The organism is Curtobacterium sp. MCLR17_042, assembly GCF_003234695.1.
GTDB classification, from domain to species: Bacteria; Actinomycetota; Actinomycetes; order Actinomycetales; family Microbacteriaceae; genus Curtobacterium; species Curtobacterium flaccumfaciens.
Map to the genome: position 1 here is coordinate 37,330 of NZ_QKTD01000004.1, position 17,116 is coordinate 54,445.

A 17,116-nucleotide genomic window follows, 5' to 3' on the forward strand; every position below is an offset into this window, starting at 1 on the left:
CGTGCGCCGCTCCCGCGCAGGGAGCAGGATCGGGGGCACTGTGCGCTCGTTCGGAAGATGCGCACGCATGGTCGCGGACGAGCGGTCGGGAGGCCCGGATCGCGTTCCCGGGCGCGGCGCGGCCCCGTCGCGTGGCCGGGTGCCGGTCACGTCGGCTGCGGTGCGGTGGTGTTGCTGTCCGGCGGCACTGTGGTCCGCCGGCGCTGCGGCCCGGCGGTGGCCGGCTACGCCGGGATCGTGTTGCGGTGCGTCTCGACCGCGACGAGGGTGTCCCCGGCGATGTGCATGACGGAGAAGTCCCCGACGGACAGCATCGCGGCGCGGCGCAGGTCGAAGCGGCCGGAGTCGTCGGCGGTCGCGGTGGCGATCCTGGCGATGATGTCGGGCAGCACCGGACCGTGCGAGCACAACACGGCGGTCTTGCCCTTGTCGAGCCGACGCCGGACGACGCCCTTGACGTCGGCGGCGCCGCGGTCGTGGGCGTCCTGGCTGATGTCGGCGGTGCTCGAGACCCCGAGCTTCGTCGCCGCGGACAGCGGTTCGGCGGTCGCGAGGCACCGCGCCGCCGTGCTGCTCACGATCTTCTTCGGGCCGAACGCCGCGACCGGTGCCGCGGCGGCCTTGGCCTGCGAACGGCCGACGGGCAGCAGCGGACGGGTGGCGTCGGGGCCGTCCCAGTCCGAGCCGGGCACCGTCTTCGCGTGGCGCAGGGTGATCAGGGCGAACGTGCGGTGCTGTCCGGCGGCGGCGCGTTCGGCGAACCGGTCGAGGATCGCGACGTCCCGCTCGTACGTCAGGCGGTTGCGGGCGTCGTCGATCGTGACCCACTCGAGCGCGGCGACCTCGTGGTTCGGCACGAAGGCACCGGCGCGGGCGTACTCCTTGGCCGAGACCCGGGCCGCCCAGTAGTGCACGACCTTGTCGCGGCCGTTCGGCAGCACGTACTCGGCGGTGCCGAGCGGTGCGCCGAGGTGGACGCGGTACCCGGTCTCCTCGTCGATCTCGCGCACGGCGGTCGTCGGGACGGCCTCGCCCGGGTCCACCTTGCCCTTGGGCAGGGAGACGTCCTTGTGGTGGTCGCGGTGGATGAGCAGCACGAGGGGCGTGCCGTCCTGTTCGCGCCAGACGACCGCACCCGCAGCGACGACGGGGCCCGAGGGACCGCCGCTCACCGAGTCGAGCGCTTCCGGGCCGAGATCTTCCGCATGGTCACATTCTGCACGTCCTCAAGCGGACGGCCCGCATCGTCGGTGGAGTGCCGCGTCCACTCGCCGTCGGACTCCAGGTGCCACGAGCTGGCGGTGTCGGCCATCGCCAGGTCGAACATCTCCTGGACCTCGTTGATGTGGTCCGGGGCGACCAGCCGCACGAGCGCCTCGACGCGTCGGTCGAGGTTGCGGTGCATCATGTCGGCGCTGCCGATGAACACCGCGGGGTCGCCGTCGTTGTGGAACGCGAACGCACGGGAGTGCTCGAGGTAGCGCCCGACGATGCTCCGCACGCGGATCGTGTCGCTGACGCCTTCCATGCCCGGCTTGAGCGAGCAGATGCCGCGAACCCACACGTCGATCGGCACACCGGCCTGGCTCGCCAGGTACAGCGCGTCGATGATCTGCTCGTCGACCATCGAGTTGACCTTGATCCGGATGCCCGAGGGCTTGCCGGCGCGGGCGTTGGCGGCCTCGGTCTGGATGCGCTTGAGCAGGCCCTTCCGCAGGTGCAGCGGTGCCACGAGCAGGCGCTTGAACTTCTTCTCGATGGCGTAGCCGGACAGCTCGTTGAACAGGCGGGTGAGGTCCTTGCCCACCGTGTCGTCCGAGGTGAAGAGCCCCATGTCCTCGTAGATGCGCGAGGTCTTCGGGTTGTAGTTGCCCGTGCCGATGTGGCTGTAGTGCTTGAGCGTCCCGCCCTCTTGCCGGATGACGAGCACCAGCTTCGAGTGGGTCTTCAGTCCGACCAGGCCGTAGACGACGTGCACGCCGGCCTTCTCGAGCTTCCGGGCCCAGGTGATGTTGTTCTGCTCGTCGAAGCGGGCCTTGATCTCGACCAGGGCGAGGACCTGCTTGCCGGCGGCCGCTGCGTCGATGAGCGCTTCGACGATGGGGCTGTCGCCGGAGGTGCGGTACAGGGTCTGCTTGATCGCCAGCACGTTCGGGTCGGCCGCGGCCTGCTCGAGGAACGCCTGCACGCTCGTGGCGAAGGACTCGTAGGGGTGGTGGACCAGGACGTCGTTCGCCTTGATCGCGCGGAACAGGTCGGGCTTCGTGTTCGGCTCACCCGGCTGGAACTGCACCGGGGTGGTCGGCACGTGCTTCGGGTAGTGCAGGTCCGGACGGTTGATCTTGGAGATCTCGAACAGTCCGCCGAGGTCGAGCGGCGACGGCAGCCGGAAGACCTCTTCCTCGGTGATGTCGAGTTCACGCACGAGCAGGTCGAGGGTCACCGGGTCCATGTCCTCGGTGATCTCGAGGCGGATCGGCGGACCGAACCGACGTCGCAGGAGCTCGCGCTCGAGGGCCTGGATGAGGTTCTCGGCCTCGTCCTCCTCGATCTCGACGTCCTCGTTGCGGGTGACCCGGAACACGTGGTGCTCGAGGACCTCCATCCCCGGGAACAGGTCGTCGAGGTGGTTCGCGATGAGGTCTTCGAGCGGGATGAAGCGCATCCGGCCGGAGTTGTCGTCGGGGAGCTTGATGAAGCGGGAGAAGTTCTGCGGCACCTTGAGGCGCGCGAACTCCTGGCGCTGCGACTTCGGGTTGCGGACCCGCACCGCCAGGTTGAGCGAGAGCCCGGAGATGTAGGGGAACGGGTGCGCCGGGTCGACGGCCAGGGGCATGAGCACCGGGAAGATCTGCTCGTTGAAGTACTCCCGCATCCGCTGCCGGTCGGCTTCGTCGAGGTCGGACCAGTGCTCGATGTGGATGCCCGCGGCGTCGAGGTCGGGCTTGAGCGACCCGATGAAGGCCTGGGCGTGCCGGTCCTGCAGCTCGTGGGCCTTCTTCGCGATGTCACGCAGGACGTCGCTGGGGGCACGGCCGACGTTGGTCGGGACGGCGATGCCGGTGTCGATGCGGCGCTTCAGGCCGGCGACGCGGACCATGAAGAACTCGTCGAGGTTGGACGCGAAGATCGCCAGGAAGTTCGCCCGCTCCAGCAGGGGCTGCGTGCGGTCTTCACCCAGCTCGAGCACGCGCTGGTTGAACCGGAGCCAGCTGAGCTCGCGGTCGAAGTAGCGGTCCGTCGGCAGCGACTCGTGCTCGATCTCGACGACCTCGTCGAAGTCGTCGAGGTCGGGTGCGACGGATTCGCCGTCGAGCTGCGGTTCGGTGTCCATCCCCACATCCTGCCACCCGGCCCCTGCCACCGGAGGGGCCTCGGTGGACGCTGTGGAAACCGGCGGTGAACCGTTCGGTTGTGCAGGAACGGCCGCGACGGACCGAGGTGCTGCGCTCAGCGCGCGAAGACCTGCACGAACGCGCCCCACTGCGCCGGCGCCCGCTGCTCGAGCCACGCGCAGAACTCGGGGTAGGCGGCATCGATGGACAGGACACTGATCACCCCGCGCTGGCCGTGCACCTTGACGTCCAGGCCGCCGAAGCGGTTCGTCGTGGGCCGGATGTGCTTGATGGCAGCGGGGTCGACGATCCGGGCGGCACGGAACATCGGCGTGACGACCAGCTGCGAGTCGTACGCCTCGACCCGGCGCCGCTTCTGCCCGACGCCCAGGTAGACGAACAGCAGCCCGAACAGCCCGATGCCGAGACCGCCGAGGAGCATCCCGATCGCCTCGGGGTCGTCGAGCAGGGCGAGTGCGGCCAGCAGGAAGAACCCGCCGACCACGATGAAGACGATCCCGATGATCCGGAGCAGCAGGTAGTTCCACCGGCGAGCGCGGACGGTGAAGAGCACGCCGTACGCCTCGTCCCCGACGACCGTCGACGGGGGTCGCTTCCGGTCGCTCTGGCGGACGAGTGCGGTGACGACGGCGGGGATGGCGACCATCGCGGCCATCGCGAGGAACACCGGCAACGGGTTGAAGTTCACCGGTCTGCCCCCGACCGTGCGTCCGGATGTCGTCGTTCGATGGGCGATCCGCCCTGGTCCCCCTGGATCATGGGCGCAGCGTATCAGTGACCTGAGGGTTGCTCCGGTGCCGCGTACTGCACGTCGATCGCGTGCTGCGTGAACCCCGACCGCCGGTACAGCGCCAGCGCCGGCTCGTTGTCCCCCTCGACGTACAGTGCGGCGGCGGTCAAGCCGCGGCCGCGCAGCCGAGCGGTGCCCGCACGCATGAGCACTCCGCCGAGTCGCTGCCCCTGCAGGTCGGGCCGCACGGCGACGGCGTAGAACTCGCCGATGCCGTCCTCGACCTTGAGCCAGCACGAGCCGGCGAGCTGCCCGGAGGCATCGCGGAGCAGCAGCAGGTCCTCGCCGGAGAACCAGTCGTCGGCCTCGCGGGCGTGCAGGTCGTCGAGCGTCATCCGCCCCTGCTCGGGGTGGTGTGCGAAGGCGGCGGCGTTCAGCGCGAGCCAGTCGGTCTCGTCGTCGGTGCCGGGGCGGAACGCCGACAGGGAGTAGTCGTCGGGCAGCTCGACGTCGGCGGCGACGTCCACATCGGAGTCGGCGACGGGTGCCCGGAGCTGCAGCAGCGTGCGGACCGCGCGCCAGCCGAACCGGTCGGCCAGCGCACGCGCTGCCGGGTGGTCCCCGTGCGCCCACGCGAGCCGGGGAGCGGCCCCGCCGCCCAGCGCGAGTGCCTGCGTCACCAGGGCGGTGCCGATGCCCCGGCCACGGGCCTCCTGGGCGACGACCATCTCGAGCTCGCCGTCACGGACCACGGCGACCCCGTGGTCGACGGTCAGGACGGTCGCGCGCCCCGCGCGGACGTCCACCAGGGTCTGGTCGGAGAAGGGGGGAGCCTCGCCGGGGGCGACGTAGCTGCCGAGGTCGGGCAGCACTACTGCCCCATCAGGCGCTCGGCCTCGTCGTCGTAGACGTTGAAGCGGTACCCGACGTTGCGGACGGTGCCGATGAGCGACTCGAGGTCGCCGAGCTTGGCGCGCAGTCGTCGGACGTGCACGTCGACCGTGCGGGTGCCGCCGAAGTAGTCGTAGCCCCAGACCTCGCTGAGCAGCTGCTCGCGGGTGAAGACGCGTGACGGGTGGGTGGCGAAGAAGCGCAGGAGCTCGAACTCCTTGAACGTCAGGTCGAGCGGCCGGCCGCGCACCTTGGCGGAGTAGCTGGCCTCGTCGATGACGACACCGGACGCCTGGATCTTCGAGCTCGTCTGGCCCTTCGCCGCACGACCGGCCGACAGCCGGATGCGGGCGTCGATCTCGGCCGGGCCCGCGCTCTCGAGCACGACGTCGTCGACGTTCCAGTCGCTGTTCACCGCGGTCAGCCCGCCCTCGGTGACGACGAGCACGATCGGCGTGGTCGACCCCGACGAGGCGAGGATCTTGCACAGGGCCTTCGCGCTGACCAGGTCGGTGCGGGCGTCCACGAACATCAGGTCGCTCTGCGGGGCGTTGACCAGCTGTGCGGCCTCGGCCGGCACGTGGCGGATCCGGTGGCTCAGGAGGCCCAGGCTCGGCAGGACGTCTCCGGGCGCGGTCGAGGTGAGTACCAGGAGCTGTGCCACAGGACCTCCGGAGGTGGATGACGTCGTGGAGACATCCTAGTGATGCTCGGGAAGGACTCATCCGGCCGGACGGATTGCGCGTCATCCCGCACCGCACGGTGCGTGCGTTCCGCACGTCCCTGCCATGATGGAGCGCGTGACCGAGCCCGTGCACCCCACCGACCAGCGTCGCCTGCGGCTGACGTCCGTCCTGCCGGTCTGGGTGCTGGCGGTCGTCGGGGCCGTGCTCGTGCTGACCGTGGCCGAGCGCGACGCCTTCGCCTGGCTGCTGCTCGTCTTCGTCGCCTGCGTGATGGTCAGCTTCGTGCTGCAGCTCATCACCGCCACGAAGGACGGTCTGGTCGAACGGATCAGCATCGCGTCGTCCGGGGCGTTCGTCGTGGTCCTCGTCACCGCGGTGGTGCTCCTGGCGCGTTGAGCCGAGCCGCGTAGACTCCGAGCATGGATTCGCTGCTTGCGCTCGAGCTCTTCTACGTCGGCCTCCTCGGCCTGGCGTCGCTCGCGATCGCGTTCATCTCGGTGGTCGTCGTCGTGAAGCTGTTCAAGGGCCAGCGTTGATCGAGCTGCCCGAGGGCCTCGCCCCCGAACTGGTCCCGCTGTCGTGGCTGGTCGGCGTGTGGGAGGGCACCGGTGTGGTCGAGTACCCGGTCGGTGACGACGACGAGGTCCGGAACTACGAGTTCGGCCAGCGCGTCAGCTTCAGCCACGACGGCCTGCCGTACCTGAACTACTCGTCGACCACCTGGCTGCTCGACGACGACCACACCCCGCTCGCCGCCGAGATGGGCTACTGGCGGATCGACCGTCCCACCGAGCCGGGCGACCGCGGCCCCGCGATGCTCCTGGGCGACGGCCCCACGCCCTTCAGCACGGTCGAGAGCGTCGAGGCGCTCCGCAACACCACGGACGGCTTCGACGTCGAGGCCGCGATCATCCACCCGACGGGCGTCAACGAGCTCTACGTCGGCCGGGTGCTGAAGGGCCGGATCGACCTGTCGACCGACGCCGTGCTGCGCTCGCCGAACGCGAAGGACTACTCCGCCGCGACCCGCCTGTACGGGCTGGTCGAGGGCAAGCTCTTCTGGGCGTGGGACATCGCCGCACTCGGTCGCGAGCTCACCTCGCACGCCTCGGGGCAGCTCGCGAAGGTCGACTGATGTCGGTGTTCGCCGCGCGGGACGGCTTCGTCGCGGCCGACTCGGTCGCCGCGCACTTCGGCAACCCGATCGGGGAGCAGCGCCTGCTGACCCGGGGGCGTGCCGTCGTCGAGCTCGGACTCGGTGTCGTCACCGTCTCCGGACCGGACCGGTTGTCGTGGCTCAACTCGATCACCTCGCAGCAGCTCACCGGGTTGCCGACCGGCGTCAGCACCGAGACACTCGTGCTCGACCAGGCCGGACGCGTCGAGCACGCGGCCCGCGTCGTCGACGACGGTGCGACGGTCTGGCTGCTCACCGAGCGCACTGACGCTGCGCCGCTCGCCGGGTGGCTCGACTCGATGCGCTTCATGCTCCGGGTCGAGGTCACTGACCGCTCCGACGACTTCCTCACCCTCGGCTGGTTCGGGGCGGACGCCCCGTTCGCGTCCGTCGAGTTGCCGGAACCGCCCGTCGCCGAGTGGGTCGACCCGTGGGGCGCCGTCACGCCGGGCGGATGGGGCTACGCCGACCAGGAGGCCCACCCCGGCTCCGACTGGACCCTCCGCATCGCCGTGGTCACCCCCGGCACCGCGGCCGCGATCGCCGCGTCGGACGTGCCCGTCGCGGGGCTCCTCGCGTACGAGGCGCTGCGGATCGCCGCCTGGCGCCCGACCCTGTCCGACATCGACGAGCGGACGATCCCGCACGAGCTCGACTGGCTGCGTTCCGCCGTGCACCTGTCGAAGGGCTGCTACCGGGGGCAGGAGACCGTCGCCAAGGTCCACAACCTCGGGCACCCGCCGCGTCGGGCCGTGCTGCTGCACCTCGACGGGTCCGATGGCGTGCTGCCGGCGCCCGGCACCCCGGTGCTGCTCGACGACAAGCAGGTCGGTCGGCTCTCGGCCTCGGCGATCCACCACGAGCTCGGTCCGATCGGGCTCGCCGTGGTGAAGCGCTCACTCGACCCCACCGCGACCCTGCGGCTCGAGGCCGACGACGTCGTGGTGACCGCGGCGCAGGAGACCATCGTCCCGCCCGAGGCCGGTGCGACGGCGAACGTCCCGCGCCTGCCCCGGCTCGGAGCCGTCAAGCGCTCCTAGCTCCCCGTTGACGGTCGCAAAACACCGGTGTTCGCCGGTCGCACCGCGGTTTGCGGGTGTTCGGAGCGCGAACACCGGTGTCTTGCGTCGCAGCGTCAGGCAGGCTCGACGGCCGACCACGGGACGCTGAGCTCACCGAGCCGCCAGCGCGTCACCCCGTGCAGCACCGGCCAGCCGCGGTCACGCATCCCGCGCACCGTGGCGATCCACCGCTGCCGGGGCCCGTACGTGCCGAGCGGAGCCGCCACCGCCCACGACAGGTCGAGGTCGCGCAGGAACGCGTGCACCCGTTCGCCGGGCACGTTTCGGTGGATCAGGGCCTTCGGCAGCCGCTCGGCGACGATCGAGGGCACGTCGAGCCCGGCGAGCCGGAGCGACACCGTGAAGGTGTGCGGCGCGACGTCGTCGAGTGTCACCCACGATGCGACCCGGCCGACCTCGTTGCAGGTCCCCTCGACGAGCGCACCGCCGGGCTGCAGCCGGTCCTGCATGATCCGCCACGACCCGACCACCGCGGACTCGTCGTACTGCCGCAGCACGTTGAACGCCCGGATGACGGCGGGCCGGCGCTGCCCGGGCGTCGGGGTCTCGAAGCCACCCAGGCGGAACGTCACGCCGTCACGCGTCCCGGCGTTCGCGAGCGCGACCCGTGAAGGCTCGATCTCGATGCCGGTCACCTCGACGTCGGGTCGGACGGCCGCCAGCCGGTCGCGCAGCTCGAGGGTGGTGGTCGGTGAGGCCCCGTAGCCGACGTCGGCGACGAGCGGGTCGTCCGTCCGGCGCAGCACCGGCAGGGTCGCGATCCACCGGTCGACGCGGCGGAGCCGGTTGTACCCGGTCGTCCCGCGCGTCACGTTCCCGATGGGCATGCGTCAAGGGTACGGGGCCGGTACCGCTCGGTAGACTCGGAGGCATGACCTCCACGCTCGTCCTGCTCCGTCACGGCAACAGTGACTGGAACCAGAAGAACCTGTTCACCGGTTGGGTCGACGTCCGGCTCAGCGAGCTGGGCGAGAAGGAGGCGAAGCGCGCCGGCGACCTCATCGCCGAGTCCGGCATCGTCCCCGACGTCCTGTACACCTCGCTCCTGACCCGTGCGATCCAGACGGCCGACATCGCGCTGCTGCAGGCCGACCTGGCCTGGCTGCCGGTGAAGCGCGACTGGCGCCTCAACGAGCGCCACTACGGCGACCTGCAGGGCAAGGACAAGGCCCAGACCCTGGCCGAGTACGGCGAGCAGCAGTTCATGGAGTGGCGCCGCTCGTTCGACGTCCCGCCGCCCCCCATCGCCGACGACGCCGAGTGGTCGCAGTTCGGTGACCGCCGCTACGCCGAGCTCGGCGACCAGCTGCCCCGCACCGAGTCGCTCAAGCTCGTGATCGAGCGTCTGCTGCCGTACTGGGAGTCCGACATCACGAAGGACCTCGCCGCCGGCAAGACCGTGCTGGTGACGGCCCACGGCAACTCGCTGCGTGCGCTCGTGAAGCACCTCGACGGCATCTCCGACGACGACATCGCCGGCCTGAACATCCCGACGGGCATCCCGCTGGTGTACGAGCTCGACGACGACTTCACGCCGACGAAGCCCGCGTACTACCTGGACCCCGAGGCCGCCGCAGCCGGCGCCGCCGCCGTGGCCGCCCAGGGCGCCAAGAAGTAGCACCCACGCAGAACGCCCCGTCCGGTATCCGGGCGGGGCGTTCGTGCGTGTGCGGGGCTTCGCGAGGGCGACAGTGGGCCGCCGACGTTCCGCCGACTCCTGTCGCTCTGCCAGGAGGAACGGATCGCCCCGTCGACGACCTGTCGCTCCGGCAGCGTGGTCGGCTCGACGAGCCGTGGCCGGTCAGACGAAGTGCGACGCGATCTCCTGCACCAGGGCCCCGACGTCGTAGGGCTTCGTCGTGTCGACCCGGATCACCGGCACGCCGGGCAGCCCGACGGGCCGGGCGTCGTCGCCGTGCTCGTCCCAGAAGGCCAGCACGTCGGCGAGGTCTCCGTGCACCTCGTGCCGCACCGGCACGGTGCCCGGTTCGTACCGGTCGCGCAGCCGCTCCTCGGCGGTGGCGCGGTCCGTGTCGCACCACACCTCGACGGCGCGAGGTGTCCCTGCGGACGCGAGTCCGGCCTCCAGGAGGTCGCGGTCACGGGACGGCAGCCAGACGGCGTCGAGGACGACCCCGTTCTCGACGGCCCGCGCCATGGACCACATCGTGTCCATCGCGATGCCGCCGAGCGGCCGCGAGGCGATCATCGGGCCGACGACGTCGGCGAGGGGCTCCTTGATGCGGTCCTTCGACAGGAACGGGCAACCGAGCACCTCGGCGAGTGCGGTGCCGATGCTGCTCTTGCCGGAACCGGGCATGCCGTTGACGATGATCGCGACCTGGGCCATGTCACGATCCTCGCAGACCGATCGGGCCGGGTCAGACCGATCGGGTCAGGTCAGACCGCCGCGGTCGAGGTGGACGCGCCGGTCCAGTCGCCGGTCGCCAGGTACTCGACCTTCTTCGCGATCGAGACCGCGTGGTCGGCGAAGCGCTCGTGGTAGCGGGAGGCCAGGGTGGCGTCGACGGTGTCGATCGGCCCGCCCTTCCAGGCCTCGCCGAGCACGAAGTCGAAGACGCTGGCGTGCAGCTCGTCGACGGCGTCGTCCTCGTCGCGGATCTCGGCCGACAGCGCGATGTCCTCGGTGGCGAGCAGCCGCGTGAGCTTCTGCGCCATCGCGACGTCGTGCCGGCCCATCTCCTTGAAGGTGCTGCGGAGGCCCTTCGGCACGACCTTCTCGGGGAAGCGCTGGCGGGCGAGCTGCGCGATGTGCTCGGCCATGTCGCCCATGCGCTCGAGCGAGGAGCTGACGCGCAGGGCCGTGACGACGACGCGCAGGTCGCGGGCGACCGGGGCCTGGCGGGCGAGGATGTCGATCGCGATCTCGTCGAGGCTGTTCGCAGCGAGGTCGATCTTCTCGTCGTCGGCGATCACCTCTTCGGCGAGGGCGACGTCGGAGTCGCTGAAGGCCTGCGTGGCTCGGGTGATGGCGGACTCGACGAGCCCGGCGATCTCGGTCAGTCGCTCCTGGACGTCCTGGAGTTCCTGCTGGAAGACTTCGCGCATGGGGGAGTACCTCTCTCTGCGTACCGGACGAGTGTCGTCAGCCCAGGTGAACGAACGGTGACGCGGGGCTGAACGCTTCGCGTTCTGGCCTTCCGCAGACGGTGAACGGTACCGGAACCCCGCATGACCATCCCTACACTGGCGGCATGGACAACGCGTGGCTCGTGCCACTGTCGATGCTCCTCGGCGGGGTCTTCGGCGCGGGCGTCGTGGTGCTGATCATCACCGCCGAGCGGACGGCACGTGCTGCCGACGTGGCGGAGCGGACCCTGCCGGACGGCGTCGCAGCGGTCATCGCGACGATGCACAACCCGGCGGTCGTCATCGACCCGTCGAACACCGTCGTCGCGGCATCCCCCCAGGCCCTCACTGCGGGGCTCGTCGTGCGCCGACGCCTGGTGCACCACGAACTGCTCGAGCTCATCGACCGGGTGCGCAAGAGCGGGGAGATGGGGTCGGAGGACCTCGAGCTGCCGCGTGGCCGCCACGGAGAGCTCATCGGCTACCTCAGCTTCCGTGCCGCCCAGCTCGGCAACCGGTACGTCCTGCTCACGGCGGACGACCTGACCGAGAGCCGGCGCATCGACGAGGTCCGCCGCGACTTCGTCGCCAACATCTCGCACGAGCTGAAGACGCCGATCGGCGCCATCGGCCTGCTGTCCGAGACCCTCGTCCTCGCCGCCGACGACCCCGTGCACGTGAAGAAGTTCGCCGCGCAGCTCATCACCGAGTCCGAGCGGCTCGGAGCGCTGACGAAGGACATCATCGAGCTGTCCCGGCTGCAGTCCGTCGACGCCCTCGAGAACAGCGAGGAGACCGGCATCGACAAGATCGTGCAGGCCGCCATCGACGCGAACGAGGTCGTCGCCCGCGCCCGCTCGATCGAGATCATCCGCGCCAAGAAGTCGAAGCTGCGGGTGATGGGCGACCGGGGGCTGCTGCAGGTCGCGGTGTCGAACCTCATCGCCAACGCGGTGAAGTACTCGCCGGACAACACCCGTGTCGGTGTGGGCGTCCGGTCGTCGAAGGGCTTCGTCGAGATCGCCATCACCGACCAGGGCGTCGGCATCCCCGAGGCCGACCTCGACCGAGTCTTCGAACGGTTCTACCGTGTCGATCCCGCACGGTCGCGCGCCACCGGGGGCACCGGCCTCGGGCTCGCGATCGTCAAGCACGTCGTCAGCAACCACGGTGGTGACGTGCGCGTCTGGTCGCAGCCCGGCAAGGGCTCGACCTTCACCATCCGTCTGCCCGAGGCAGATCCCGAACTGACCACAGCACTCGAAGAGCAACTGGAAGAGCAGCCATCGTGACCAAGATCCTCATCGTCGACGACGAGCCGGCCCTGAGCGAGCCCCTGGAGTTCCTGCTGCAGCGCGAGGGGTACGAGACCTCCGTCGCTGCAGACGGCGTGACCGCGCTGTCGAAGTTCGACGCGGAGAACCCCGACCTGGTGCTCCTCGACCTCATGCTGCCGGGCCTGAGCGGCACCGAGGTGTGCCGGCAGATCCGGACCCGGTCGAACGCGCCGATCATCATGCTGACCGCGAAGGACTCGGAGGTGGACATCGTCGTCGGGCTCGAGCTCGGCGCCGACGACTACGTGACGAAGCCGTACTCGACCCGGGAGCTCCTGGCCCGGATCCGTGCCGTGCTCCGTCGCCGCACCGAGGACGACCCGGCGGACAGCGGGATCCTGCAGGTCGGCGGTATCCGGATGGACGTCGAGCGGCACACGGTGTCGGTCGACGGGTCCGAGACCCCGATGCCGCTCAAGGAGTTCGAGCTCCTCGAGCTGCTGCTCCGGAACGCCGGCCGTGTGCTGACCCGCGGGCAGCTCATCGACCGGGTGTGGGGTTCCGACTACTTCGGCGACACCAAGACCCTCGACGTGCACATCAAGCGCATCCGCTCGAAGATCGAGCGGGTCCCGTCGACCCCCGAGATCCTGGTGACGGTCCGCGGTCTCGGGTACCGCATCGAGGCCTGAGACGGACGGACAGGAGGCCCGGTGCGAGTCCTTGGGACTCGCACCGGGCCTCCTGTGCGAACGATCCGGGCGCGGTGTCAGCCGCGCCCGTCGGCGTCAGTTGGTGCCGTTGTCGCCCTCGGACGAATCCGTCTGCGAGTCGGTCGGCTGCGTGCCGGGCACGGCCTCGCCGGTCGACTGTGCGCCGCTCTCGGACGGGGATGTCGAGGTGGGCGTCGGGGTCGGGCTCGGCGCGAGGGTCTGGTACTCCTCCTGCGAGCTCGTCAGCACCGGCACGTTGGCCGAGGTGCCCTCGGCGTCGGGGTAGCTGAAGTAGACCTTGACGAGCGAACCGGGCTTGGCGTCCGCGTTGTCGAACACGATCGGCTCGGCGTCACCGGCGGTGGTGCCCTGCGTGGTGTCGCCCTCTTGCACGCTCGACTCGTCGTCGCTGCCCGCACCCGCGGCCATGGCGAGGTCGACGTGGGTGTTCGCCGGCACGTCGACGGTCTGGGTGTCGCCGCCGATCTCGATCGAGACGGTGTAGTCGTCCTGGTCGTCGTTGTTCACGAGCGTGCCGATGAAGCGGGCGCTCTCACCGTCGTCCGAGATCAGGAGGGCGTTCCGCACGTCGACCTTGCCGGTCGAGACGTCCACGCCGTCGGTGATCTGCTTGATGTCGACGGTGTGGGCCGGCGACATGAACTCGCACCCGGTGGCGCCGAGCGCGATGGTTGCCGCAACGGCGACGGACACGAGTACCCGAGGTCGCAAGAGATTCCTCCGTAAGTCACGATGGAGACCGGGCGGTCCCCGCGCCCATCCTAGCGATCACCGGGAGGGGTGAGCGTTGAGGGTCCCCTTACCGGAACGGCCCTTGTGGTAAACTGGATGTCTGGGAACGGAGCCTGATACATGCAATTCGAGGTCGGCGAGACCGTCGTCTACCCCCATCACGGGGCGGCAACCATCTCTGAAGTCAAGACTCGCGTCATCAAGGGCGAGGAAAAGGTCTACCTGAAACTGCGGGTGACGCAGGGTGACCTGACGATCGAGGTCCCGGCGGACAACGTCGACCTGGTCGGTGTCCGCGACGTGATCGGCAAGGAAGGACTCGACAAGGTGTTCGAGGTCCTCCGGGCGCCGTTCACGGAAGAGCCCACCAACTGGTCACGCCGCTACAAGGCGAACCTCGAGAAGCTCGCTTCCGGTGACGTCATCAAGGTGTCCGAGGTCGTTCGCGACCTCTGGCGGCGCGATCAGGACCGCGGGCTCTCCGCGGGTGAGAAGCGGATGCTGGCCAAGGCCCGGCAGATCCTCATCTCCGAGCTCGCGCTGGCCGAGAAGACCGACGAGGACAAGGCATCGACCGTCCTCGACGAGGTCCTGGCTTCCTGAGCCTGACGACAGCGCACTGAACACGACAGCACGAACGACGACCGCGCGGTTCCCCGAAGGGGTGGACCGGGCGGTCGTCGTCGTTGCGGCCGGCTCCGGCACCCGGCTCGGCATCGGGACCGCGAAGGCGTTCGTGCCCGTGGCCGGTGCGCTGATGCTCGCGCGGGCGCTCGAACCCCTGTTCGCGCTGCCGTTGCCGACGCTCGTCGTCGTGGTCGCACCCGCGTCGCACCTGGACGAGTGCCGGCAGGTGGTCAGTTCCGTCGCGGGTGCCGCGGTCGCGTACACGGCCGTCGTCCCAGGAGGCGCGGATCGCCACGGGTCGGTCGAGGCCGGCCTGGCCGTCCTGCCGGACTCCGTCACCACGGTGCTCGTGCACGACGCAGCGCGGTGCCTCACGCCGGCGGCACAGTTCTCGCGGGTGTTCGACGCCGTCGCCGTCGGGGACGGTGCGGGCGTCGTGCCGGCGCTCCCCGTCACGGACACGGTGAAGCGGGTCGACGGTGACGTCGTGGTCGAGACCGTCGACCGTGCGGCGCTCGTCGGGGTGCAGACGCCGCAGGGCTTCCCGCTCGCGGCACTGCGGCGGGCGTACGCGGTGTCGTCGCAGTCCGAGACGGACGACGCCGGGGTGTTCCAGGCCGTCGGGGGCACCGTGCGCTTTGTGCCGGGTGACGCCGACGCCTTCAAGATCACGACGCCGTGGGACCTCGGCCGGGCCGAGTCCATCGTGCGGGCGCGGACCGAAGCCGGTGCCGGTGCCGGTGCCGGTGCTGGTGCTGGTGCCGGTGCGGCGGGTGCCAGCCAGGCGGACGTCGTCGCGGTCCGACTCGGGCTCGGGGTCGACGTGCACGCCTTCGACGACGACTCGCCCTGCCGCGTGGGGCTGCTCGACTTCCTCGGCGAACCCGGTCTCTCCGGGCACAGCGACGGTGACGCGGTGGCGCACGCGGTGTGCGACGCCCTGCTCTCCGCCGGGGGCCTCGGTGACATCGGCGGACGCTTCGGCACCGCTGACCCGCAGTACGCCGGCGCCACGGGGGACGTGTTCGTGCGCGGCGCGGTCGCGTTGCTCGCCGACGCCGGGCTCGTGCCGGTGTCCGTCACCGTGCAGGTCATCGGCAACCGGCCGCGCATCGGTCGTCGCCGTGACGAGATGCAGGACGCCCTGTCCGCGGTCGTCGGTGCGCCCGTCGCCGTGTCCGGCACGACGACCGACGGGCTCGGGTTCACCGGCCGTGGCGAAGGGCTCGCGGCGATCGCCACGGCACTCGTGCGTCCCTCCTGAAACCGCGGCCCTGCGCCGATTAGGGTTGAGGCGTGACCGTTCGCCTCTACGACTCCCGCGCCGCAGCCGTCGTCGACCTCGTGCCCCTGGTCGACGGACACGTGAGCGTCTACGTCTGTGGTCCGACGGTGCAGTCGTCGCCGCACATCGGGCACCTGCGGTCCGCGCTCGTCTACGACATCTGGCGTCGGTGGCTCACCCACCGCGGGTACCGGGTGACCCTGGTGCGCAACGTCACCGACATCGACGACAAGGTCCTCGACCTGGCTGCCGGCACGGACGAGGCGTGGTTCGCCCGCGCCTACCGGGTCGAGCTCGAGTTCACGGCCGCGTACAACGCCCTCGGCATCCTGCCCCCGACCTACGAGCCGCGGGCCACGGCGAGCGTGCCGCAGATGCACGAGATCATCCAGCGCCTCATCGACCGCGGGCACGCCTACGCCGCCGACGACGGCTCGGGTGACGTCTACTTCGACACCGGCAGCTGGGCCGACTACGGGGTGCTCACCCGGCAGCGGCGCGAGGACATGGTCGAGGCCACCGACGCCGACCCGCGGGGCAAGCGCGACGCCCGTGACTTCGCGCTCTGGAAGGGTGCGAAGCCCGGCGAGCCGTCGACGGCCAACTGGGACTCCCCGTGGGGTGCCGGCCGCCCGGGCTGGCACATCGAGTGCTCGGCGATGTCCCGGCGGTACCTCGGCCCCGCGTTCGACATCCACGGCGGCGGGCTCGACCTGCGCTTCCCGCACCACGAGAACGAGCTGGCGCAGTCCACGGCCGCCGGGGACCCGTTCGCGTCCTACTGGCTGCACAATGGCCTGGTGACGGTCGAGGGCCAGAAGATGTCGAAGTCGCTCGGCAACTCGATCTTCGCGGCGGACTTCCTCGGATCCGCCCGTCCCGCCGTCGTGCGCTACTTCCTCGGTGCCGCCCACTACCGCTCGTCGATCGACCACCACGAGGGCTCACTGACCGAGGCCGAGGCGGCGTACGACCGCATCGCCGGGTTCCTCGAGCGCGCCGAGACCCGGCTCGAGGGTGTCCACCTCGCCGACGCCCCGGCCGTGCCCGAGGCCTTCGCCGCGGCCATGGACGACGACCTCTCCGTGCCCCAGGCCCTGGCCGTGCTGCACGAGACCGTACGCACCGGCAACGCTGCCCTGGACGCCGACGATGCGGAAACGCTCGGGACCGCGTACCATCAGGTGGCTGCGATGGTGGAGGTGCTCGGCATCGACCCGCGAGCCGCCCACTGGTCGGGCGGCGGCCACGACACCTCGGCAGGCCCGCTCGCCGCCCTCGTCGAACGCCTCGTGCAGGAGCGCGCGGACGCCAGGGCAGCACGGGACTTCACCGCGGCCGACCGCGTGCGCGACGACCTCGCCGCCGCGGGCATCACGATCGAGGACACGCCGTCCGGAACACGCTGGAGCATCGCCTGAACACGGCAGTGCCGAACAGGAGCTACGC

At 70.5% G+C, this 17,116-nt stretch carries 18 protein-coding genes; 9 read left to right on the top strand and 9 right to left on the bottom strand.

Features of this window, described 5'->3' with window-relative positions; genetic code table 11:
• Positions 1-224: 224 nt before the first annotated feature.
• The 5 genes from DEJ02_RS05895 to DEJ02_RS05915 all read right to left on the bottom strand — a co-directional run bounded on the left by DEJ02_RS05895 (position 225) and on the right by DEJ02_RS05915 (position 5,641).
• Entirely contained in the window at positions 225-1,172 is a 948-nt protein-coding gene (locus tag DEJ02_RS05895) for an NUDIX domain-containing protein (protein ID WP_111032322.1), read from the bottom strand.
• Complete coding sequence (locus tag DEJ02_RS05900; protein WP_071404719.1) at positions 1,169-3,334, bottom strand: RNA degradosome polyphosphate kinase; 2,166 nt, start codon at positions 3,332-3,334, stop codon at positions 1,169-1,171. The genes DEJ02_RS05895 and DEJ02_RS05900 overlap by 4 nt, the downstream gene beginning before the upstream one ends.
• 116 nt (positions 3,335-3,450) lie before the next feature.
• Positions 3,451-4,044, bottom strand: coding sequence for a hypothetical protein (locus DEJ02_RS05905; RefSeq protein WP_111032323.1), 594 nt, complete (start codon positions 4,042-4,044; stop codon positions 3,451-3,453).
• 83 nt (positions 4,045-4,127) lie between these two features.
• Entirely contained in the window at positions 4,128-4,958 is an 831-nt protein-coding gene (gene mshD, locus DEJ02_RS05910; RefSeq protein ID WP_111032324.1) for a mycothiol synthase, read from the bottom strand.
• Positions 4,958-5,641, bottom strand: coding sequence for a response regulator transcription factor (locus DEJ02_RS05915; protein WP_017888078.1), 684 nt, complete (start codon positions 5,639-5,641; stop codon positions 4,958-4,960). The genes mshD and DEJ02_RS05915 overlap by 1 nt, the downstream gene beginning before the upstream one ends.
• A gap of 136 nt (positions 5,642-5,777) precedes the next feature.
• On the opposite strand from DEJ02_RS05915, the gene DEJ02_RS05920 reads away from it, so the two are divergent.
• The 3 genes from DEJ02_RS05920 (at position 5,778) to DEJ02_RS05930 (ending at position 7,880) form a co-directional block, all read left to right on the top strand.
• A complete protein-coding gene (locus DEJ02_RS05920) occupies positions 5,778-6,059 on the top strand; it encodes a hypothetical protein (protein ID WP_128780538.1) in 282 nt (93 codons plus the stop codon).
• A 136-nt stretch (positions 6,060-6,195) separates the two neighbouring features.
• Positions 6,196-6,798 carry an FABP family protein gene (locus tag DEJ02_RS05925; RefSeq protein ID WP_027466617.1) on the top strand — a complete coding sequence of 201 codons (603 nt, stop codon included), beginning with the start codon at positions 6,196-6,198 and terminating at the stop codon, positions 6,796-6,798.
• Positions 6,798-7,880 carry a folate-binding protein YgfZ gene (locus DEJ02_RS05930; RefSeq protein ID WP_111032325.1) on the top strand — a complete coding sequence of 361 codons (1,083 nt, stop codon included), beginning with the start codon at positions 6,798-6,800 and terminating at the stop codon, positions 7,878-7,880. Before DEJ02_RS05925 ends, DEJ02_RS05930 begins: the two co-directional genes overlap by 1 nt.
• A gap of 95 nt (positions 7,881-7,975) precedes the next feature.
• Here the strand turns inward: DEJ02_RS05930 and DEJ02_RS05935 are convergent, their stop codons facing one another.
• Positions 7,976-8,749: a class I SAM-dependent methyltransferase gene (locus DEJ02_RS05935; RefSeq protein ID WP_111032326.1), complete on the bottom strand. Its 774-nt coding sequence runs from the start codon at positions 8,747-8,749 to the stop codon at positions 7,976-7,978.
• A gap of 44 nt (positions 8,750-8,793) precedes the next feature.
• Between DEJ02_RS05935 and DEJ02_RS05940 the strand changes: the two genes are divergently transcribed.
• On the top strand, positions 8,794-9,540 hold the full coding sequence (locus DEJ02_RS05940; RefSeq protein WP_111032327.1) for a phosphoglyceromutase: 747 nt from the start codon (positions 8,794-8,796) through the stop codon (positions 9,538-9,540).
• Between the two features lie 183 nt (positions 9,541-9,723).
• Here DEJ02_RS05940 and DEJ02_RS05945 read toward each other — a convergent pair whose 3' ends face one another.
• On the bottom strand, positions 9,724-10,272 hold the full coding sequence (locus tag DEJ02_RS05945) for an AAA family ATPase (RefSeq protein ID WP_111032328.1): 549 nt from the start codon (positions 10,270-10,272) through the stop codon (positions 9,724-9,726).
• Positions 10,273-10,322: 50 nt separating this feature from the next.
• Positions 10,323-10,991: a phosphate signaling complex protein PhoU gene (phoU, locus tag DEJ02_RS05950; protein WP_027466613.1), complete on the bottom strand. Its 669-nt coding sequence runs from the start codon at positions 10,989-10,991 to the stop codon at positions 10,323-10,325.
• Positions 10,992-11,137: 146 nt separating this feature from the next.
• On the opposite strand from phoU, the gene DEJ02_RS05955 reads away from it, so the two are divergent.
• Both DEJ02_RS05955 and DEJ02_RS05960 read left to right on the top strand, forming a co-directional pair.
• Complete coding sequence (locus tag DEJ02_RS05955; protein WP_071404724.1) at positions 11,138-12,304, top strand: cell wall metabolism sensor histidine kinase WalK; 1,167 nt, start codon at positions 11,138-11,140, stop codon at positions 12,302-12,304.
• Positions 12,301-12,981 (top strand): response regulator transcription factor, encoded by a 681-nt coding sequence (locus DEJ02_RS05960; protein WP_027466611.1) that lies wholly within the window; start codon positions 12,301-12,303, stop codon positions 12,979-12,981. Before DEJ02_RS05955 ends, DEJ02_RS05960 begins: the two co-directional genes overlap by 4 nt.
• A gap of 96 nt (positions 12,982-13,077) precedes the next feature.
• Here the strand turns inward: DEJ02_RS05960 and DEJ02_RS05965 are convergent, their stop codons facing one another.
• Positions 13,078-13,734, bottom strand: a complete 657-nt coding sequence (locus DEJ02_RS05965; protein ID WP_128780543.1) for a hypothetical protein — start codon at positions 13,732-13,734, stop codon at positions 13,078-13,080.
• 141 nt (positions 13,735-13,875) lie between these two features.
• Between DEJ02_RS05965 and DEJ02_RS05970 the strand changes: the two genes are divergently transcribed.
• From DEJ02_RS05970 to cysS, 3 genes are all read left to right on the top strand, one after another.
• Positions 13,876-14,358, top strand: coding sequence for a CarD family transcriptional regulator (locus DEJ02_RS05970; protein WP_017888066.1), 483 nt, complete (start codon positions 13,876-13,878; stop codon positions 14,356-14,358).
• 61 nt (positions 14,359-14,419) lie between these two features.
• Positions 14,420-15,646, top strand: coding sequence for a 2-C-methyl-D-erythritol 4-phosphate cytidylyltransferase (gene ispD / locus DEJ02_RS05975; protein ID WP_111032329.1), 1,227 nt, complete (start codon positions 14,420-14,422; stop codon positions 15,644-15,646).
• A gap of 32 nt (positions 15,647-15,678) precedes the next feature.
• A complete protein-coding gene (gene cysS / locus DEJ02_RS05980) occupies positions 15,679-17,088 on the top strand; it encodes a cysteine--tRNA ligase (RefSeq protein ID WP_111032330.1) in 1,410 nt (469 codons plus the stop codon).
• The last annotated feature ends 28 nt before the right edge of the window (positions 17,089-17,116 follow it).